Here is a 17,756-nt window from a genome sequence, read left to right as displayed (position 1 = left end):
GATCGTGGAGGCGCGTGCGCCGGGGCCGCGGAATCTCCCTCCATTGAAAATAAAGGGGCGCCGGTTCTGCAGCCGGCGCCCTCATTTCATTCAGCTCAGCATCATACTCAGCCGGCGGTCTTGCGCGGCTGGCCCTCTTGCGGAGGAATGATCTCTGCTTCGGGTTCGGCCGCGGTGAGGGCCTTGCCGTGGCGGCGACGCCAGTCGCCGAGGAAGAGCAGGATCGGCGCTGCGATGAAGATCGACGAAGCGCCAGCAACGAGGATGCCGAAGACCATCGGGATCGCGAAGCTCGAGACCGCGCTGCCGCCCCAGATCGCCATCGGCAGCAGGGCGAGGAAGGCCGTCGCGTTGGTGTAGAGGCTTCGTGCCAGCGTCTCGTTGATCGACCGGTCGATGATTTCGCGCAGCGGCATCGACTTATAGAGCCGCATGTTTTCGCGCATGCGGTCATAGACCACGACCTTATCGTTCACCGAATAGCCGACGAGCGTCAGGATTGCGGCGATGGCGGTGAGGTTGAAGTCGAGGCCGGTCAGCGCGAAGAAGCCGATCGCCTTGGTCACGTCAAGGATGAGCGTGACGATGGCGCCCACAGCGAATGGCCACTCGAAGCGCCACCAGATGTAGAACAGCATCGCCAAGCTTGCGATAACGACCGACAGGATGCCGGCCCAGGCAAGCTCGCCGCTGACCTTCGGGCCGATGACGTCGGTGCCGGTCACGGTTGCCGACGGGTCGATCTTGATGATCTCCGCCTTCAGCTTCTCGACGGCTGCCGTCTGGGCTTCTTCTCCACCGTCCTGGCGCTGCGCGCGCACCGCCATGGTGTTGTTGTCACCGTAGGTTTGGAGTGAGACTTCGCCGAGGCCAAGGCCGTTCAAGCCTTCGCGGAAGCGACCGAGATCGGCGGCCTCCTGCGTCTTAACCGACATCTGGATGCCGCCGCGGAAGTCGACGCCGTAGTTGAGGCCCGGATGAATGAAGAGCACGACCGAGGCGATCGACAGAAGCGCCGAGACCGTCACGCCGAAGAAGCGAGCCTTCATGAACTGGATGTGGCGGCCGTAAGGATTGAACATCATCGGTATCAGCGGACGGATGTTCAGGACCTTCAGCTTACGACGACGCGTGATCTCGATCATCGTTACACGAACGAATGCGACGGACGTGAACATCGAGATGATCAGGCCAAGCGCCATGGTCACGGCAAAGCCGCGAACCGGGCCAGTACCGAACCAGAACAGGATCGCCGCCGCGATCAGCGCCGTCATGTTACCGTCGATGATCGTGGAATAGGCGCGGCGGAAACCGGTGTCGATGGCGGCAAAGGCGCTCTTGCCCTTGCGCGTCTCTTCGCGGATGCGCTCGTTGATGAGAACGTTCGCGTCAACCGCAAGACCGATACCGAGAACGACACCCGCGATACCTGGCAGGGTGAGCGTCGCGCCCACGAGCGTCAGGGCCGAGAAGGTCAGGATCGTGTGGACGAGCAGCGCGAAGTTCGCAAGGAAGCCCCACGTGCCGTACAAGATGAAGATGAACGCTGCGACGAGCACGAAGCCGACGAGACCCGAATAGATACCCATGCGGATAGCGTCTGCGCCGAGGTCAGCACCGACGGTGCGTTCTTCGATGACGGTGAGCTTGGCGGGCAAGGCACCGGCGCGCAGCATGGCGGCGAGCGTGGTTGCACTCTCGGCCGAGAAGCTGCCGGAAATCTGGCCGGAGCCGCCGGTGATCGGTTCGCGGATGACAGGTGCGCTCAGAACCTTGTCGTCGAGGACGATGGCGAAGGGATTGCCAACGTTCTGGCGGGTGATTTCGGCAAATCGGGTTGCGCCGGCGCTGTCGAAGCGGAAGCTGACGACCGGCTCATGCGTGTTTGGATCGAAGCTGACGCGGGCATCCGAGAGGCGGTCACCCGAGATCTCGACGCGGTCGAGAACAGGATAGGTATTGCCCTTTTCGTCCTGCAGCATCGTTACGCCCGGTCCTGGCTGGTTGTTCGGGGCGAGCATGTGGAAGGACATCTTCGCGGTCGAGCCGAGAAGCTGGCGAAGGCGGGACGGGTCCTGTGCACCTGGGAGCTGTACGAGCACGCGGTTCCCGCCGATACGCTGGATCGTCGGTTCGGCAACGCCGACCTGGTCGACGCGCTGGCGAATGACTTCGAGGCTCTGCTGAACGGCCGAGTCGACGTTTGCCGCGATGCCGGCGGGCGAGAAGGCGACGATGATATTGCCGCCATTGGTTGTTACCGAGAGATCGGACTGGCCAGCGCTGAGGCCGGTGGCGATCGCGTTGCCGAGGGTTTTCAGCTGCGTGACGGCTTCGTCGCTCTGGGCCGGATCGGTCAAGGTGACAACGATCTGGTTCTGGTTGCGGACGATCGACTTGGTCTGGATACTCTTCTCACGAAGCACGCGACGGGCGTCCTGCAGGAGAGATTGCAGGCGCTCACGGGTCAGGTCAGCTTCGTCGACTTCGAGAACGAGGTGCGAGCCGCCGCGAAGGTCGAGACCGAGCGAAACCCGGTTGTGTGGCAACCATGAAGGCAAGCGGTCGAGCGTTGATTGCGGCAGTGCGTTCGGCAAAGCGATCAGGATGCCGAGGAGAATGATCACCGTATAGGTGAACACCAGCCATGGTGAATTACGCATGTTGTTGTTTATCCTTGATAACGCTTGAGCCTGCGCTCCTCGCGCAGGCGGCGTGTCTTAAAAGCAATGGAAAGCGCCGGGTAGGCGCGCATTCATGCCGCGGCCGCTGGCGGGCCATGCGAATCGTAAGCCTTGCCATCGGCAGCATGAAGCTGCGGGGGGAAGGCGACCGGATACGTGGGCTCCCCAGTTGAGAGGAGCGCGATTCTAGGCGTTACGCTTGTTGCCGCGCTACCGGAATCATAGGGAGTATATTTGAAGGCCTGCTTGCGCTCGGGGGTCAAGATGCCGCGAACGACGTCTCGCGCGCTTACCTGCGGCGGCTGGCTGTCCTTGCTGGACGAAGAAACCGAATTCGGGCCGCGCGTCGGACCGATGACGAGATTGCCGCCGAGCAGCAGACCGAGATAGGCGAAAATGGCAACGACCAGGGAGATCGCAACGCGGCTGCTCATGCGGCGCGCGTCGAGCCTCATCTCGTGATCATTTGGATTTTCAACCTCGTACCGGCTCAACGGCGCAAAAGTCTCTCATTCTTTATCGGGAGAAGGCGCTTCCTCGGCTGCGATTGTAGCAGTCTCGGCTTTGTCTTCATAGGGCACACTGTCATGATGCACTTGGGCCAGCCGGTCAACCATGCCCATGGCGATTTCTCGTTCGCCCATGATGACGGTGTCTGCACCGTATTCCTTCAATGCCTCGACCTCGGCGTCCGAATGCGCGCGCGCCACGATCAGGATGGATGGGGTGATGGCGCGGCCTTGCTCGGCAATACGGCAGGCCTCGAACGCGTTGGGAATGGCGACGACAAGACTGCGCGCGCCGGCGAGGTTCGCAAGGTCGAGTACCTCGCGCGAAACCGCATTGCCGCTGATCGCTTCGATTCCCTGGTCCCGAAGTTCCCCAATGCGCTTGTCCGAGTCCTCGATCACAAGGAAAGGCGTCCCGGACGATTTGAGGTTCTGCCCTACGATGCTGCCGACGCGACCGTAGCCGACAAGGATTGCGTGTCCACGAAGGGTTGTCGGTTGCACATCATCCGCTACCGCCGGTTCTTCAGCCGGCTCCGGTGCCGCCGGCTCCGCGGCAGACTCGTCGCGCTTCGTGCGCTCCAACAACAGACGCAGGCGATCGCAACCGTAGAAGAGCAGCGGGTTGAGAATGATCGAGATGATGGCGCCCGCCAGGATGAGGTCGCGTCCCTCCTCTGGCAGCAGGCCGAGAGAGACGCCCAGCGTCGCCAGGATAAAGGAGAATTCGCCGATCTGCCCAAGGCTCGCGGAAATAGTCAGCGCCGTGCCGACGGGCTTTCGGAACAACAGCACGATCAGGAAGGCGGCGATCGACTTTCCAATCACGATAATGAAGAGAGTGGCAAGCAGCAATAACGGCTTCTGGACAACAATATTCGGATCAAAGAGCATGCCGACCGAGACGAAAAACAGCACCGCGAAGGCATCGCGAAGCGGAAGGCTCTCCTGGGCGGCACGATGGCTGAGCTCGCTTTCGGCGAGGACCATGCCGGCAAAGAAGGCGCCGAGCGCCAGCGAAACACCGAAGAGCTTGGAGGCGCCGAAGGCGACGCCGAGAGCGATTGCCAGGACACCGAGGCGGAACAGCTCTCGGGATCCGGTGTGGGCGATGCGGTGCATCGTCCAGGGAATGATCCGTCGCCCGAAAACCAGCATCAGCCCGACAAACAGCGCGACCTTGACGAGGGTCATGACGATTATGCCACCGATGCCGAGGTCGAGGCCGAAGAGCCTATTGATCGCGGCAGAAAGGGGTTCGACCGTCGCGTGATCCCCGCCGCCGATACTGGCCGCGGCCGGGATGAGGACAAGCGCCAGAACCATTGCGAGGTCCTCGACGATCAGCCAACCGACCGCGATCTTGCCGCGATCGGTCTCGATCAGCCGTCGCTCCTGCAGCGCCTTCAAGAGGACGACTGTCGAAGCGACGGAAAGAGCAAGTCCAAAGACGAGGCTCCCTCCCGTCGGCCATCCCATCAGTGCGCCCAGTCCCCAGCCGAGCAATGTGGCAAATCCGATCTGCGCGATCGCGCCTGGGACCGCGATGCCACGAACGGACAGGAGATCTTTAAGGGAGAAGTGCAGCCCGACACCGAACATAAGCAGGATGACGCCGATCTCGGCGAGTTCGGGCGCAAGGCTCTGGTCGGCGACGTAACCCGGCGTATGCGGGCCAGCGAGAACGCCGGCCACAAGATATCCGACCAGGGGAGGCAGTCGCAGCTTGTTGGCAAGCGCGCCGAGAAGGAACGCAAGCACGAGGCCTCCGACGATTGTCGAAATCAGGGGCGTATCGTGCGGCATCACTCTCTCCTGAACTAGAAATCCCGGCTAAAACATGACATATATGGCTTATTTCAACCAATATGGGTGGTTTGACATTATGGGTCAAGGCGCAAAGGAAACAATTCTGACACCGGCACTCTGCCGAGCCGCTCGCGGATTGCTTGACTGGACGCAGCTCGACCTCGCAGAGCATGCGGCCGTGTCTCGCAGCACAATCCGCGACTATGAAGGAAAGCACCACGAAATTCATCGTGCAACCGAGGCGCAGTTGCGTCTTGCCTTCGAAAAAGGCGGCGTCGTGTTTGTGGAGGTTGAGGGGTCGGGAACGTGCCTTGGGCTCCCATCCGTCCCAAAGTGACGGTCTATTTGCCGGTGAGGCAGGCCGGTGAAATCCTGTAGGAAAAGATCGTCTTGCCGCGATAATAGCCTTCAACCGGCTGCCAGCTCCGGACCAACTCGGGCGTTTGTGCGCACTCCACCGGATGCGTCGTCACGAAAAGAACACTCTCGGCAACATCGCTCGGCAGGGCAAAGGTCTGCTCGTAATAGTTGTCTGGTGCATCGGATGGTGGCTTTGCGTATATGCGGACAGGATCGTCTCGCAGCGTGTGGAACATGTCTGCCAGCAAGTCGCGGCTGTCGCTGACAATGATTGGGATAACCGATTGACGCGCCACCTCGCCAGCCTCGCGGCTGATCGCACTGCGGCCGAGATAGCGCTTCATGATCTCGTTGCCGTTCGGCAGCACCAGCTGGTGCGCAAAGACCGCGGCGAGCGGAAACAGGAAACTGGCCGTGCCATTTATCATCAGCGAGATGCGCAATCCCTTTGGCCAGAGACGGTCAAGCAGCCATACGGCAAGCATCGTTCCCGCGATATAGGCGGTCACACCCCAGTTGGCATAGGCCTTGGCGACCAGTGCTTGAAGCGTGATCAGCAGAACGACCGGCATCGATAGCCAGATCAGCAACCTTTCCCGCGGTTCGCTCTTGTCCTTGATCGCGCGCGCGACGGCCCAGAGCATCGCGAAGAACACGATCGGTCCGACGACGCCGAATTGTGCCACGAAAAATTCCAGGCCTCCGGCAACGTCGATGCGAAGCTTGCTCCAATGCGCGATGTTGGTGGTGTGGCGAACGGTTGTGCCGTCGTGGGCAAGATTCCACCAGAGGTTCGGCGCTGCGACGGCAACGGCAACGATGACGGATATGAAGAAATCGCGCCAGGCTATACGTGCGCTGGGAAGCAGAATGAGCGCGATCAGCCCTCCGGGAACAACAAAGAGGATCGCGTACTTCGACAGAAAGGCACAGCCGAAGGCAAATCCCATAAGAAGGGCGAGACCCGCGGAACGCTTCGCGGTCTGGCCGAAATAGGCCCACAGCGCGACGGTCAGGAAAAAGAGAAGCACGACATCCGTGGAGAAGAACACCGATGACAGCGCAACGCCCGGCAGGGTGATGAAGGTGACACCGGTCCACCCTTCGATGTCGGACCCGACAAAACGCTTGGCAGTCTTCATCATCATGATTGCGGTCGCCATATGGATCAGCGGTCCGCAAAGCCTGATCCAATAGATCGATGTCGATCCCGCAAGCTCGGTCATTGCCCGAATGACCCAGGCGATCATCGGCGGCTTTGAATAGTAGCCGAAGTCGAGATGCTGCGACCAGAGCCAGTATTGCGCCTCATCGACGAACAGATCAGTCGTGTCGAAATGAAGGGTGATCACTCGCCAGAGCGTCACGCCGAGAATGATAAAGAGGCCAAGTCTGGCGGACATGAACGGAAGTTCCGTTAAACGCAAACGCAGTAGTAGAGCCGAAGTTTAGCGCGCCGGCGTGCCGGGCGCGTGGCTGGTCTTTACCGCCTAGTTATGGAAATTCAAAGGACGCGCAGGGAAATTTGGCCGCGGGTCGCTTCGATGCGGTCCAGCAGCGTAACGGCCGCGAGAACAGCAATTGCGAGGAAGCAAGACCCCAATCCGAGAACAATCATTGCCCAATCCTTCTGACGTCATGTCACGGTTATTTCTGGGCGTATAACACAAAGCTTGCGCCGGACTTGTAGCAGCGATGCAACGCAAGCCCAGTAATTCGTAGATGGTTATTAGGGCCTGCTGGAAAGTCGACATTCATAAAATACGCATTAACCTTCAGGCAAGGAATTAACCATAAACATTGCATGAAACGTCGGAATGGGAAAATTCACTCGTTCCCACCAGGCATGACGCCGCACCGCCGTACCGGTCGATCCGGAATCCATCTCATCAAGCAGCTCCGAAGCAGAATCTACTGATCGGGAGGCTTCAGGCCGCCGGCGGCGGCCGGAGGCAAGCCACCTGTCAGCAACGTACCTGCCGCTCGGGGCAATAGATTAGTGACGGGCCTCTTGCCCGGCATGTGGTTGGGGACAGGCGTTGGGGCAGGAAATGCCATCAGATCAGGCACGAGGAGCGCAGGCAGGAAGCTTGCGTGACCGACTCCGCTTTGCCGGTCTCGATGCCGAACACTGTGATTTGGTCCGGCGCCATCGCGTCGATCTTCAGCAACACCTGACCGCCGGCCTGCGTGACCTCTTCCAGCGGTTTCAGTCCTTTCCCGACGCCGCACGGAATTTTGAAAGTGAGCGCCAGGTCGAGCGGCTCCACGACCTGCAGGCCTCGCACTGGGACGTTTTGACGGATGCGCGTTTCGACAGCCTTTATGCTGAGCGCGTGAAGGTTCTGTCCGATTCCGAAAGCAAGATGGGCCTTGACCCGCGCTGGCACGTTGCCGGCCATGGCGTTGTTCTCGAGCATGTCATCGGTGGCCTTGCGACCGAGCTGGCCGGCCGTTCCTTCCTGCCGAGCAGCCGTCGTCGCGCCAAGGAAATCTCCGACCTAATTTCGGCAATCATTCGCCTCGTGATGGTGGACGTCGAGATTGCCGTCTCCCTGCGTTTCAATGCCCTGCGGGCGACCCAGCAACGCGCGCTCGCCGATCAGCGCAGCTGTGACAAAGCCGAGATCACTCGCGTTTTCGCCGATGTGATCAATGGCCTTGCCGCCCGTGATTTGACGGTTCGAGCAACCGTCGAGGAGGACGGCGCCCATCGGGACATCGCGTTGGCGCTCAACGGTGCGCTGGATGCCGTCCAGTCCGAGTTTCAGGCGATCGCCGAAAAGACCGCGGTTGCTGGAACGTCCGTGCAGACGCTCGGCGATGCGTCGAAGCAATTTGCCGGCAATGCGTCCTCTCATGCCCGGCAGTTGCTCTCCTCTGCCGCCGCCCTTGCCGACCTCTCGGAAAGCGTCCGCCACGGTGCCGCAGGCAGCCGTGCCGCCGAGCAGGCCGCGGCTTCGACGCGCACGGCAGCCGAACAAAGCGGCGAAGTCGTCGGGCGCGCGATCGCTGCCATGGCCGATATCGAGCAGTCCGCCGAGAGAATCGGCCAGATTATCGGGGCAATCGACGAGATCGCCTTCCAGACCAATCTCCTGGCGCTCAATGCCGGTATCGAAGCTGCCCGGGCGGGTGATTCCGGGCGTGGATTTGCCGTCGTCGCACAGGAAGTGCGGGCCTTGGCGCAGCGCTCGGCGGACGCCGCGCGCGAGATCAAGACGCTTGTTAGCACCACCAAATCGCAAGTGGACGCAGGCGTCCAAATGGTCGGACGCACCCAGGATTCGATCGGCAACATCGTTCGCCAGGTCAGCGAGATCAACACGGCGATCGCCGCCGTCGCAAATCAGGCAAGCGAGCACGCCGCGAACATCGACGTCGTAACGGCCGACGTAAAGGGGCTTGGCGTGCAGATGACCGACAACGCGGCTTCGGCCGCGCGTTCCGCCGAAGGAGCGGACTACCTGCACACCGTTATCGTCGAACTCGGCCAGACGATCCGCGAATTTCGCATTGCCCGGCAAAACGCCGAGCCCGCAGGCCGCGCGCCGCTGTTGGCCTCGGCGATCGATGGCAAGCAGACTGCCGATGTCGTGGCCGACCACGAGGATTTCGGATTCGCGCAGCCGGTCGCCTCGGTCGGAGGGCGGATTGTTTACTAACAGACCAGTATATGAGCGCTGCTCACGTTTGTTGAGTGAGAACCAGGAGACAAGGAAGAGCTGATGGCGGCAAGGAAAACTGGAAAGACGCTGAACCTGTCAGCGGTGCTTGATCTGAACGAAGCGACCGCGCTTCGCGACAAGCTTGCGTCGTTGCGAGGCGCCGATTTGGCCATCGACGCCTCTGCCGTCGAACGCATCGGTGCGCTGAGCGCCCAGGTCCTCATGGCTGCCGCCAAGACCTGGGACCAGGACAAGTTCGCATTCAGCTTCAGCAAGGTTTCGGACGCATTTCAGAAAACCATGCAGCTGATTGGTGTCGATATCCACCATCTGCTCGCCAAGGAGATCCGGCAATGAAGAAAAAAGTGCTTACCGTGGATGATTCACGGACCATCAGGAACATGCTTCTCGTGACCCTCAACAATGCGGGCTTCGAGACGATTCAGGCGGAAGACGGCGTCGAGGGCCTCGAGGTTCTGGAAGAGTCCAATCCCGATGTCATCGTCACCGACATCAACATGCCGCGCCTTGACGGTTTCGGCTTCATCGAAGGTGTTCGCCGCAACGACAAGTATCGCGCGATCCCGATCCTGGTTCTGACGACCGAAAGCGATGCGGAAAAGAAGAACCGCGCGCGCCAGGCCGGTGCCACCGGCTGGATCGTCAAGCCGTTCGACCCTGCCAAGCTGATCGATGCCATTGAGCGTGTAACCGCTTAAACCCAGGATTTTCGCCTATGGATATGAACGAAATCAAAGAGATCTTCTTCCAGGAGTGCGAGGAGCAGCTCGCTGAACTGGAATCCGGTCTTCTGAAAATGAATGATGGCGATCGCGATCCGGAAACCGTCAACGCGGTGTTCCGTGCTGTCCATTCGATCAAGGGCGGCGCTGGCGCTTTCGGTCTGGATGATCTCGTCGCTTTCGCGCATGTGTTCGAGACTACACTTGATTGCGTTCGTTCCAACAAGCTTGAGCCGACACAGGATGTCCTGAAGGTCATGCTGAAGTCGGCAGACGTGCTAGCCGATCTGACCAACGCCGCTCGCGACGGCGGCAGCGTTGATGAAAGCCGCAGCCGCGGTCTGGTGAAGGAATTGGAAGCGCTCGCCAACGGCGAACTGCCTACGCCGTCCGCAGCCGTGGAAGCTCCGGCAGCGAAGCCGGCACCTGTTGTCGCCGCCCCGGCGCCGAAGCCGACCGATGACAGCGGCTTCCAGCCGATACCCTTCTCTTTCGATGACTTCGGCGGCGAGGAAGAAGCCGGCTCCGATCTGCCAGCCTACGAAATCACCTTCAAGCCGCGTTCGGACCTCTATTCCAAGGGCAATGATGCGACCCTGCTGCTGCGCGACCTCTCCCGTCTCGGCGAGATGAGCTGCTACTGCAACATGGATGCGCTGCCCGGTCTCGATGATCTCGATCCGGAAGCGGCCTATTTCTACTGGAACGTGACGCTCAAGACGGACAAGGGCGAAGACGCGATCCGTACCGTCTTCGAATTCGCCGAGTGGGATTGCGACCTGCAGATCACACCCGTCGAGGCAAAGGCAGCCGCCGCCGAGGCCGAAGAATTGCCGATGATCCCGGTTCCCTTCGACCTCTCCATTCTTGATGAGGGCGCTGCCGAAGTGCCGGCCGCACAGCCGAAATCCGACGCTGCCGCTGCCGTTGCCGCTGCCGAGACGGCTTCCAACGTCACACAGATGGCTGCCGCCGCTGCCCGTGTCGAGAAGAAGGAATCTGCTGCCGCCGCTGCTGCGAGTGCGGCTGCCGCCGCGCAGAACAATGCCGCCGGCCAGACGATTCGCGTCGATCTCGACCGCGTTGATCGCCTGATCAACCTCGTCGGCGAGCTCGTCATCAACCAGGCGATGCTCTCGCAGAGCGTCATCGAAAACGATACGACCGGCACGTCGTCGATCAACATGGGTCTGGAAGAGCTGCAGCAGCTCACCCGCGAGATCCAGGACTCTGTCATGGCGATCCGCGCGCAGCCGGTAAAGCCGGTCTTCCAGCGCATGTCGCGTATCGTTCGCGAAATCGCCGACATGACCGGCAAGACGATCCGCCTGATCACCGAAGGTGAAAACACGGAAGTCGACAAGACGGTCATCGACAAGCTGGCCGAGCCGCTGACGCACATGATCCGCAACGCCGTCGACCACGGCATCGAGACGCCGGAGAAGCGCGCTGCCAACGGCAAGAATATCGAGGGTACGGTTCGCCTGACGGCAAAGCACCGCTCGGGCCGCATCCTCATCGAGCTCGCGGACGATGGCGCGGGTATCAACCGCGAGAAGGTGAAGCAGAAGGCGATCGCCAACGAGCTGATCCCGGCCGATGCCAACCTGACGGACGAGGAAATCGACAACCTGATCTTCCTGCCCGGCTTCTCCACGGCTGACAAGATCTCCGACATCTCCGGCCGCGGCGTCGGCATGGACGTCGTCAAGCGCTCGATCCAGGCGCTCGGCGGTCGCATCAACATCACTTCGAAGCCCGGCCAGGGCTCCGTCTTCACAATGAGCCTGCCGCTGACGCTCGCCGTCCTCGACGGCATGGTCGTCACGGTTGCCGGCCAGACGCTGGTGGTGCCGCTGACGGCGATCGTCGAGACACTGCAGCCGGAAGCTGCCGCGATCCATTCGTTTGGTGCGAACCACCGCTTGATCTCGATCCGCAACAGCTTCTGCCCGCTGGTGGATGTCGGCCGGATCCTGAACTTCCGCGCAACCCAGGCGAACCCCGTCGAAGGCGTTGCTCTCCTGGTGGAATCGGAAGGTGGCGGACAGCGCGCCCTCATGGTCGATGCGATCCAGGGCCAACGCCAGGTCGTCATCAAGAGCCTTGAGGCGAACTATACGCACGTTCCCGGTATCGCTGCCGCAACCATCCTCGGCGATGGCCGCGTGGCGCTCATTCTGGACGTCGATGCCGTTGTCGGCGCTTCGCGCGGTCAGGCGCTGAAGCAGGACGTATCGCTGGCAGCGGTAGGATAAGCTTATGTCGTATGCCGTGAAAAATCTGAACGAGAGGGACCGCGAGTTGATCGCGTTCCGCGTCGGGGATCAGGAGTTTTGCGTAAATATCATGTCGGTCCGCGAGATCCGTGGCTGGACGCCAGCAACGGCGATGCCGCACTCGCCGTCCTACATGAAGGGTGTCATCAACCTGCGTGGCGCGGTGCTGCCAATTATCGACCTGTCCGCCCGTCTCGGCATGAAGCCGGCGGTGCCCTCGCAGCGTCACGTGATTATCGTGGCGCAGGTATACCAAAAGGTCGTCGGCCTGCTGGTCGATGCTGTGTCTGACATTCTGTCCGTCACCGAAGACAATGTGCAACCGACGCCGGAAATAGCCTCCGAACTGCAGCGTCAGTTCGCCCGCGGTATCCTGGCGATCGACAAGCGCATGATCTGCCTGCTCGAACTCGAAGCCATTTTCCCCGAAACTGAAAGCGAAGCCGCATGAATGTCCTGAGTGCAAAAGACATGCGGCAGGGAAGCCCCGAGGAGGTGCTGGCGAGCGGAGAGTACCCGCTGACGCGCCGCGACCTCACGGAAATCGCTGCGATGATCTACTCGGATGCCGGCATCTTCCTGAACGAGACCAAGGCGTCGCTGGTCTATTCGCGTCTGTCGAAGCATATCCGCAACCTCGGCCTGTCCGGATTTCGGGAATATTGTGCGCTCGTCTCCTCGCCGGCCGGTGCCGCGCCGCGCCGTGAGATGCTGTCGCATCTGACGACGAACTTCACGCGCTTCTTCCGCGAGAACCACCATTTCGAGCATCTGCGTGACCATGTGCTGCCGGAACTGCTGCACCGCGCGAAGACGGGCGGTCGGGTCCGCATCTGGTCGGCCGCCTCCTCGGATGGCCAGGAGCCCTATTCGATCGCGCTCACCGTTCTGTCGATGATGTCTAATGTCGCGGACTACGACTTCAAGATTCTGGCGACCGATATCGATCCGAAGATCCTGGCGATCGCCCGTGCGGGCGCCTACGACGAAAATGCGCTCGAAACTGTCTCGCCCGCCATGCGCAAGCAATGGTTCAGTGAGGTCGAGGTTCAAGGACGGCGTAAGTTCCAGGTCGATGATCGCGTCAAGCGTCTGATCACCTATAACGAGCTGAACCTGATGGGGCAGTGGCCGTTCAAGGGCAAGTTCGACGTCATCTTCTGTCGGAATGTGGTGATCTACTTCGATGAACCGACCCAGATGAAGATCTGGTCGCGATTTGCGGATCTGATGCCGGAAGGCGGCCATCTCTACATCGGTCATTCCGAGCGCGTCTCCGGTGACGCCAAGCATGTCTTCGACAATGTCGGAATCACGACCTACCGCTACACGAGCAAGGGCGTGGGGAGGAAGGCATGAGCGCACCAGCTAAAGTTCTCGTCGTCGACGACTCCGCCACGATGCGCGGCCTGATCACGGCTGTGCTGAGCGCCGATCCGGAGGTCAACGTCATCGGTCAGGCAGGCGACGCGCTCGAGGCACGCGAGGCGATCAAGAAGCTGAACCCTGATGTCGTGACGCTCGATATCGAGATGCCGAACATGAACGGCCTCGACTTTCTCGAGAAGATCATGCGGCTGCGCCCAATGCCTGTCATCATGGTCTCGACACTGACCCATCGCGGCGCCGATGCCTCGCTGGCAGCGCTTGAAATTGGCGCATTCGACTGCGTCGGCAAGCCGCTTCCGGGCGATTCTCGTCCCTTCGGCGATCTCGCCGAAAAGGTGAAGGCGGCCGCCCGTTCGCAGCGTCGCCAGTACACGCAGCCGGCGCCGGCCGCTCCGCCACCGGCGGTGGCCGACTTCCGCGTCGGACGCAAGATTGTCGCTATCGGTTCGTCGACCGGCGGCGTCGAGGCATTGATTGCGGTGCTTCAGAAGTTCCCGGCAAACTGCCCGCCGACTGTTATCACACAACATATGCCGCCGACCTTTACCAAGAGCTTCGCGGAGCGCCTCAACCGGCTCTGTGCGCCCGTCGTCCAGGAAGCGACGGACGGCGCGCGCCTTGAGATCGGCAAGATCTACCTCGCGCCAGGAGGCGAGCGCCACCTGCAGGTTACCAACGCCCATGCGCCTTGCTGCCGCCTGATCGAACGCGATCCGGTGAACGGTCACCGGCCATCCGTCGATGTGCTGTTCGACTCGGTGGCCGAGCTGGCCGGTCGCAACGCCGTCGGCGTGATTCTGACCGGCATGGGGCGCGACGGAGCCGCGGGTCTCCTGAAGATGCGCCATGCCGGCGCGCGCACCCTTGGTCAGAATGAAAAGACCTCGGTGGTCTATGGAATGCCACGGGTCGCCTACGAACTCGGTGCCGTCGAGCAGCAACTGCCCCTGAACGCCATCGGCGAAGAAATTCTAAAAATGACAGCCGCCCGAAAGGAAGGAACGGATTAATGTCTATCGCAGAGAAAATCAAAGTTCTGATCGTCGACGATCAGGTCACCAGCCGTCTGCTGCTCAGCGATGCGCTGACCCAGCTCGGCTTCAAGCAGATTACCGCTGCCGGTGACGGCGAGCAGGGCTTGAAGATCATGACGCAGCAGCCGCATCACCTCGTGATTTCCGACTTCAACATGCCGAAGATGGATGGTCTCGGCTTCCTTCAGGCTGTTCGCGCCAACCCGGCGACGAAGAAGGCGGCTTTCATCATCCTGACGGCGCAGGGCGACCGTGCGCTGGTCACGAAGGCCGCGCAGCTTGGTGCTAACAACGTTCTCGCCAAGCCCTTCACTATCGAGAAGATGAAGGCGGCTATCGAAGCCGTATTTGGAGCATTGAAATGAATCTCGACGTTGCAGCCCGCCGCGTCAATATCATCCAGGGCGAATGGAAGGTCCTGAATGATCCGAACGCGGTCCTGACGACCATCCTTGGATCGTGTGTAGCTGCATGCCTGCGAGATCCCGTGGCGGGCGTTGGAGGAATGAATCACTTCCTCCTGCCGGGGACTGGAAACACACCGATGACGGGCGGAGACGCCACGCGTTACGGCGTCCATCTGATGGAATTGCTGATCAACGGCCTCCTCAAGCAGGGCGCGCGCCGCGACCGCCTGGAGGCCAAGATCTTCGGCGGAGCGAAGACGATCTCGACATTCTCGAATGTCGGTGAACAGAACGCCGCTTTTGCCGTGCAGTTCCTGAAGGATGAGGGTATTCCGGTCGTCGGCTCCAGCACAGGTGGTGACCATGGGCGCAAGCTCGAATACTGGCCGGTTTCCGGGCGCGCTCGGCAGTACCCGTTGACCGGTGCGGAAACGCAGAGAACTGTTGCGCTTGAGCAGCGACCGGCGGCTCCGCAGAAACCCGTTGAAACCAGCATCGAATTCTTCTGAGGGCGAGGACCTTATTGATGACCGTGAATGCAATGACAGAGCAGCCGTCGCCCGCTGAAGCCCTGCCTGATGTCCTGATGCGTATCGTCTCGGAATTGCATGACGTCGCCTATTTGATCGAGCGGATCGAGCCGCAGCTCCTCGACGTGGGAGGCGGTGCCGAACTGCTGAACTCGCCGGAAAGCATGAAAGTGATGCAGGGGATTGACCTCGCCGTGCAGAAGACACGCGGTCTTGCCGAGTTCATTGACACGATCACCGGAGAAATACCGCAGGATTGGGCAGTCGATGTCGCAACGGCGTTGAGCCTGGTGAAACTGAGTGAAATGCAACGAGCGCTGGGTGGTGGTGCCAATCACTATGGCAATGTGCAGCCCCTGGCGAAGGCAGCCGGAGACTTCGACTTCTTCTGATCCGTTTCTACTCGCACATCCCCGCGAAACGCTCGCACAAGTTTCGGCATCTATCGTCGAAATGAGGCAATAAGCCCGCTTTGTCTGTGACGGTCGTGCGAGAACAGAATGAATCTGTTAAATCAATTAGTTCAAGTCTTTAAGAACTTCAGTTCGCTAGGGCGGAATCGTCTGCTGGCGCTGGCTGGCGTGGGCGTCGTTTCCGTCGCGCTGATCCTCGGGGCGGCCTTTTTGGTCAACAAGCCGGCTCAGGAAACGCTCTATGTCGGGCTTGATACGCCTGATCTGAACCAAATCAGCATAGCGCTCGCCGAAGCGAACATCGGCTTCCAGGTAGGAACCGACGGGACCAGCATTACAGTTCCCGCTGGCATGACGGGCAAGGCGCGTCTCCTGCTCGCCGAACGCGGTCTCCCGAACAGCGCCAACGCAGGCTATGAACTTTTCGACAATGTCGGCTCGCTTGGCCTGACGTCGTTCATGCAGGAAGTCACGCGGGTTCGCGCGCTTGAAGGCGAAATTGGCCGCACGATCCAGTCGATCTCGGGCATCACAGCTGCTCGCGTCCACATCGTCATGCCCGAGGTTGGCAACTTCCGCAAAGCCGAACAGAAGCCGACTGCTTCCGTGATGATCCGCGCAAGTGCCGCCACCGGCCGCAACGCCGCGACGTCGATCCGCCACCTTGTTGCGTCAGCCGTTCCCGGCCTCGACGTCGGTGATGTCACAATCCTTGATTCGGCTGGGCAACTGCTCGCTTCCGGTGACGAAGCCAGCAACAGCTCGCTGAACCGTTCGCTGAACATCGTTCAGAACGTCCAGGGCGAAGTTGAAACCAACATCGACAAGGCGCTCGCACCTTTCCTCGGCATGGACAACTTCCGTTCCAGCGTCACGGCGGAACTGAACACCGACAGCCAGCAGATCCAGGAAACGACCTACGATCCGGAATCGAAGGTCGAGCGCTCGATTCGCACGACCAAGGAAGCCTCGCAGTCACAGCAGAAGCAGTCCGACAACGCGACCACGGTCGAGCAGAACATCCCGCAGGCAGCGCCTGACTCGGGTGGCGCCAGCGGTCCAGAATCGCAGGACAAGTCTGACAAGAAAGAAGAGCAGACCAACTACGAAATCAACAGCAAGACGACCGCAACGACGCGTAACAGCTACAAGATCGAAAAGCTCTCCATCGCCGTCGTCGTCAACAAGGGTCGCATTGCTCAGATGGTCGGCGAACCCGCCGACCAGGCGAAAGTTGATGCTTACCTTGCCGAAATGCAGAAGATCGTGGCATCGGCGGCTGGTATCAGCACCAACCGCGGCGACGTGGTGACCGTCACGGCAATGGACTTCCTGGAGAACCAGCTCCTCGAGGAAACCGGCGGCGGCGTCCGCGTCATGGATATGCTGAGCCGCAACCTGGCCGGCATCATCAACTCGCTCGCCTTCGTCGCGGTCGCCTTCTTGGTGATCTGGATGGGCGTCCGCCCGATGATCCGCAGCGTGACGGGTAACGGCACGGCAGTCATCGGCGACACCTCGCCGGAAAGCGCCGGTCTCGAACTTCCGGATTTCGCTCCGGCGGGAGGTGTGGGCGCCGGTGGTGCACTCATGGACGGCTTCGGTTCGGACTTCGGCTTCGACAGTACCGAGGACCTGCTCAGCCTTGGCGACGACGACGGCAACTTCAACCGTCGCGTCAAGGAAGGCCCGGAACGCAAATTGGCGCGGATGGTCGAGATCAACGAGGAGCGCGCCGCGAAAATCCTCAGAAAATGGGCTGTCGACAACGCAGCCGCATAAAACAAGGCCGGGCAACCGCCCGTCCGAAGGATCACCTGCTTCGTCGGATCGATGCGGTGATCGACTTTTCCTTCATCCACGATCGCGTTGCCGGCCTTTACTGCGCCGACAACGGCCGGCCGCCGCTCGATCCGACCTTGATGTTCAAG

The 17,756-nt window shown here is 60.8% G+C and carries 16 protein-coding genes; 12 read left to right on the top strand and 4 right to left on the bottom strand.

The annotated features are described in order from the left end of the window. Positions 1–107: 107 nt before the first annotated feature. From secD to ybaL, 3 genes are all read right to left on the bottom strand, one after another. Positions 108–2,663 (bottom strand): protein translocase subunit SecD, encoded by a 2,556-nt coding sequence (gene secD, locus ATY79_RS11370; RefSeq protein ID WP_088691350.1) that lies wholly within the window; start codon positions 2,661–2,663, stop codon positions 108–110. Between the two features lie 92 nt (positions 2,664–2,755). Further along, the gene (locus tag ATY79_RS11365) at positions 2,756–3,139 is read right to left on the bottom strand and encodes a hypothetical protein (RefSeq protein WP_088691351.1); all 384 of its coding nucleotides are present in this window, start codon (positions 3,137–3,139) and stop codon (positions 2,756–2,758) included. A 54-nt stretch (positions 3,140–3,193) separates the two neighbouring features. Beyond that, positions 3,194–4,999 (bottom strand): YbaL family putative K(+) efflux transporter, encoded by a 1,806-nt coding sequence (gene ybaL / locus ATY79_RS11360; protein WP_088703939.1) that lies wholly within the window; start codon positions 4,997–4,999, stop codon positions 3,194–3,196. A 34-nt stretch (positions 5,000–5,033) separates the two neighbouring features. On the opposite strand from ybaL, the gene ATY79_RS31475 reads away from it, so the two are divergent. Further along, entirely contained in the window at positions 5,034–5,339 is a 306-nt protein-coding gene (locus ATY79_RS31475) for a transcriptional regulator (RefSeq protein WP_088691353.1), read from the top strand. A 4-nt stretch (positions 5,340–5,343) separates the two neighbouring features. On the opposite strand, the gene ATY79_RS11350 is transcribed toward ATY79_RS31475, so the two are convergent. Then, positions 5,344–6,765 (bottom strand): glycosyltransferase family 39 protein, encoded by a 1,422-nt coding sequence (locus ATY79_RS11350; RefSeq protein WP_088703938.1) that lies wholly within the window; start codon positions 6,763–6,765, stop codon positions 5,344–5,346. Positions 6,766–7,413: 648 nt separating this feature from the next. Here ATY79_RS11350 and ATY79_RS11345 point away from each other — a divergent pair. The 11 genes from ATY79_RS11345 (at position 7,414) to fliF (ending at position 17,607) form a co-directional block, all read left to right on the top strand. Then, positions 7,414–9,027 (top strand): globin-coupled sensor protein, encoded by a 1,614-nt coding sequence (locus ATY79_RS11345; RefSeq protein ID WP_088703937.1) that lies wholly within the window; start codon positions 7,414–7,416, stop codon positions 9,025–9,027. 63 nt (positions 9,028–9,090) lie between these two features. Further along, positions 9,091–9,387: an STAS domain-containing protein gene (locus ATY79_RS11340; protein ID WP_088691356.1), complete on the top strand. Its 297-nt coding sequence runs from the start codon at positions 9,091–9,093 to the stop codon at positions 9,385–9,387. Continuing rightward, on the top strand, positions 9,384–9,749 hold the full coding sequence (gene cheY1 / locus ATY79_RS11335; protein WP_007530053.1) for a chemotaxis response regulator CheY1: 366 nt from the start codon (positions 9,384–9,386) through the stop codon (positions 9,747–9,749). Before ATY79_RS11340 ends, cheY1 begins: the two co-directional genes overlap by 4 nt. A 17-nt stretch (positions 9,750–9,766) precedes the next feature. Then, the gene (locus ATY79_RS11330) at positions 9,767–12,031 is read left to right on the top strand and encodes a chemotaxis protein CheA (RefSeq protein WP_088703936.1); all 2,265 of its coding nucleotides are present in this window, start codon (positions 9,767–9,769) and stop codon (positions 12,029–12,031) included. A 4-nt stretch (positions 12,032–12,035) separates the two neighbouring features. After that, entirely contained in the window at positions 12,036–12,503 is a 468-nt protein-coding gene (locus ATY79_RS11325; protein ID WP_088691358.1) for a chemotaxis protein CheW, read from the top strand. After that, complete coding sequence (gene cheR, locus ATY79_RS11320) at positions 12,500–13,411, top strand: protein-glutamate O-methyltransferase CheR (RefSeq protein WP_088691359.1); 912 nt, start codon at positions 12,500–12,502, stop codon at positions 13,409–13,411. Before ATY79_RS11325 ends, cheR begins: the two co-directional genes overlap by 4 nt. Continuing rightward, entirely contained in the window at positions 13,408–14,451 is a 1,044-nt protein-coding gene (gene cheB / locus ATY79_RS11315; RefSeq protein ID WP_088691360.1) for a protein-glutamate O-methylesterase CheB, read from the top strand. The genes cheR and cheB overlap by 4 nt, the downstream gene beginning before the upstream one ends. Beyond that, the gene (locus ATY79_RS11310; protein ID WP_007530058.1) at positions 14,451–14,840 is read left to right on the top strand and encodes a response regulator; all 390 of its coding nucleotides are present in this window, start codon (positions 14,451–14,453) and stop codon (positions 14,838–14,840) included. The genes cheB and ATY79_RS11310 overlap by 1 nt, the downstream gene beginning before the upstream one ends. After that, positions 14,837–15,391: a chemoreceptor glutamine deamidase CheD gene (gene cheD, locus ATY79_RS11305; protein ID WP_088703935.1), complete on the top strand. Its 555-nt coding sequence runs from the start codon at positions 14,837–14,839 to the stop codon at positions 15,389–15,391. The genes ATY79_RS11310 and cheD overlap by 4 nt, the downstream gene beginning before the upstream one ends. Before the next feature lie 17 nt (positions 15,392–15,408). Beyond that, positions 15,409–15,804 (top strand): hypothetical protein, encoded by a 396-nt coding sequence (locus ATY79_RS11300; RefSeq protein WP_088691362.1) that lies wholly within the window; start codon positions 15,409–15,411, stop codon positions 15,802–15,804. A gap of 108 nt (positions 15,805–15,912) precedes the next feature. After that, on the top strand, positions 15,913–17,607 hold the full coding sequence (gene fliF, locus ATY79_RS11295; RefSeq protein ID WP_088703934.1) for a flagellar basal-body MS-ring/collar protein FliF: 1,695 nt from the start codon (positions 15,913–15,915) through the stop codon (positions 17,605–17,607). Positions 17,608–17,756 lie beyond the last annotated feature (149 nt).

This window comes from Rhizobium sp. R693 (genome assembly GCF_002211315.1).
GTDB lineage: Bacteria > Pseudomonadota > Alphaproteobacteria > Rhizobiales > Rhizobiaceae > Rhizobium.
Note: the sequence above shows the minus strand (reverse complement) of the source record. Positions and strands in the feature narration are given on the sequence as shown.

Excerpts from the sequence above, each read along its gene's own strand:
- secD (WP_088691350.1), bottom strand. The coding sequence starts at position 2,663 with ATGCGTAATTCACCATGGCTGGTGTTCACCTATACGGTGATCATTCTC.
- ATY79_RS11365 (WP_088691351.1), bottom strand. The coding sequence starts at position 3,139 with ATGAGGCTCGACGCGCGCCGCATGAGCAGCCGCGTTGCGATCTCCCTG.
- ybaL (WP_088703939.1), bottom strand. The coding sequence starts at position 4,999 with ATGCCGCACGATACGCCCCTGATTTCGACAATCGTCGGAGGCCTCGTG.
- ATY79_RS31475 (WP_088691353.1), top strand. The coding sequence starts at position 5,034 with ATGACATATATGGCTTATTTCAACCAATATGGGTGGTTTGACATTATG.
- ATY79_RS11350 (WP_088703938.1), bottom strand. The coding sequence starts at position 6,765 with ATGTCCGCCAGACTTGGCCTCTTTATCATTCTCGGCGTGACGCTCTGG.
- ATY79_RS11345 (WP_088703937.1), top strand. The coding sequence starts at position 7,414 with ATGCCATCAGATCAGGCACGAGGAGCGCAGGCAGGAAGCTTGCGTGAC.
- ATY79_RS11340 (WP_088691356.1), top strand. The coding sequence starts at position 9,091 with ATGGCGGCAAGGAAAACTGGAAAGACGCTGAACCTGTCAGCGGTGCTT.
- cheY1 (WP_007530053.1), top strand. The coding sequence starts at position 9,384 with ATGAAGAAAAAAGTGCTTACCGTGGATGATTCACGGACCATCAGGAAC.
- ATY79_RS11330 (WP_088703936.1), top strand. The coding sequence starts at position 9,767 with ATGGATATGAACGAAATCAAAGAGATCTTCTTCCAGGAGTGCGAGGAG.
- ATY79_RS11325 (WP_088691358.1), top strand. The coding sequence starts at position 12,036 with ATGTCGTATGCCGTGAAAAATCTGAACGAGAGGGACCGCGAGTTGATC.
- cheR (WP_088691359.1), top strand. The coding sequence starts at position 12,500 with ATGAATGTCCTGAGTGCAAAAGACATGCGGCAGGGAAGCCCCGAGGAG.
- cheB (WP_088691360.1), top strand. The coding sequence starts at position 13,408 with ATGAGCGCACCAGCTAAAGTTCTCGTCGTCGACGACTCCGCCACGATG.
- ATY79_RS11310 (WP_007530058.1), top strand. The coding sequence starts at position 14,451 with ATGTCTATCGCAGAGAAAATCAAAGTTCTGATCGTCGACGATCAGGTC.
- cheD (WP_088703935.1), top strand. The coding sequence starts at position 14,837 with ATGAATCTCGACGTTGCAGCCCGCCGCGTCAATATCATCCAGGGCGAA.
- ATY79_RS11300 (WP_088691362.1), top strand. The coding sequence starts at position 15,409 with ATGACCGTGAATGCAATGACAGAGCAGCCGTCGCCCGCTGAAGCCCTG.
- fliF (WP_088703934.1), top strand. The coding sequence starts at position 15,913 with ATGAATCTGTTAAATCAATTAGTTCAAGTCTTTAAGAACTTCAGTTCG.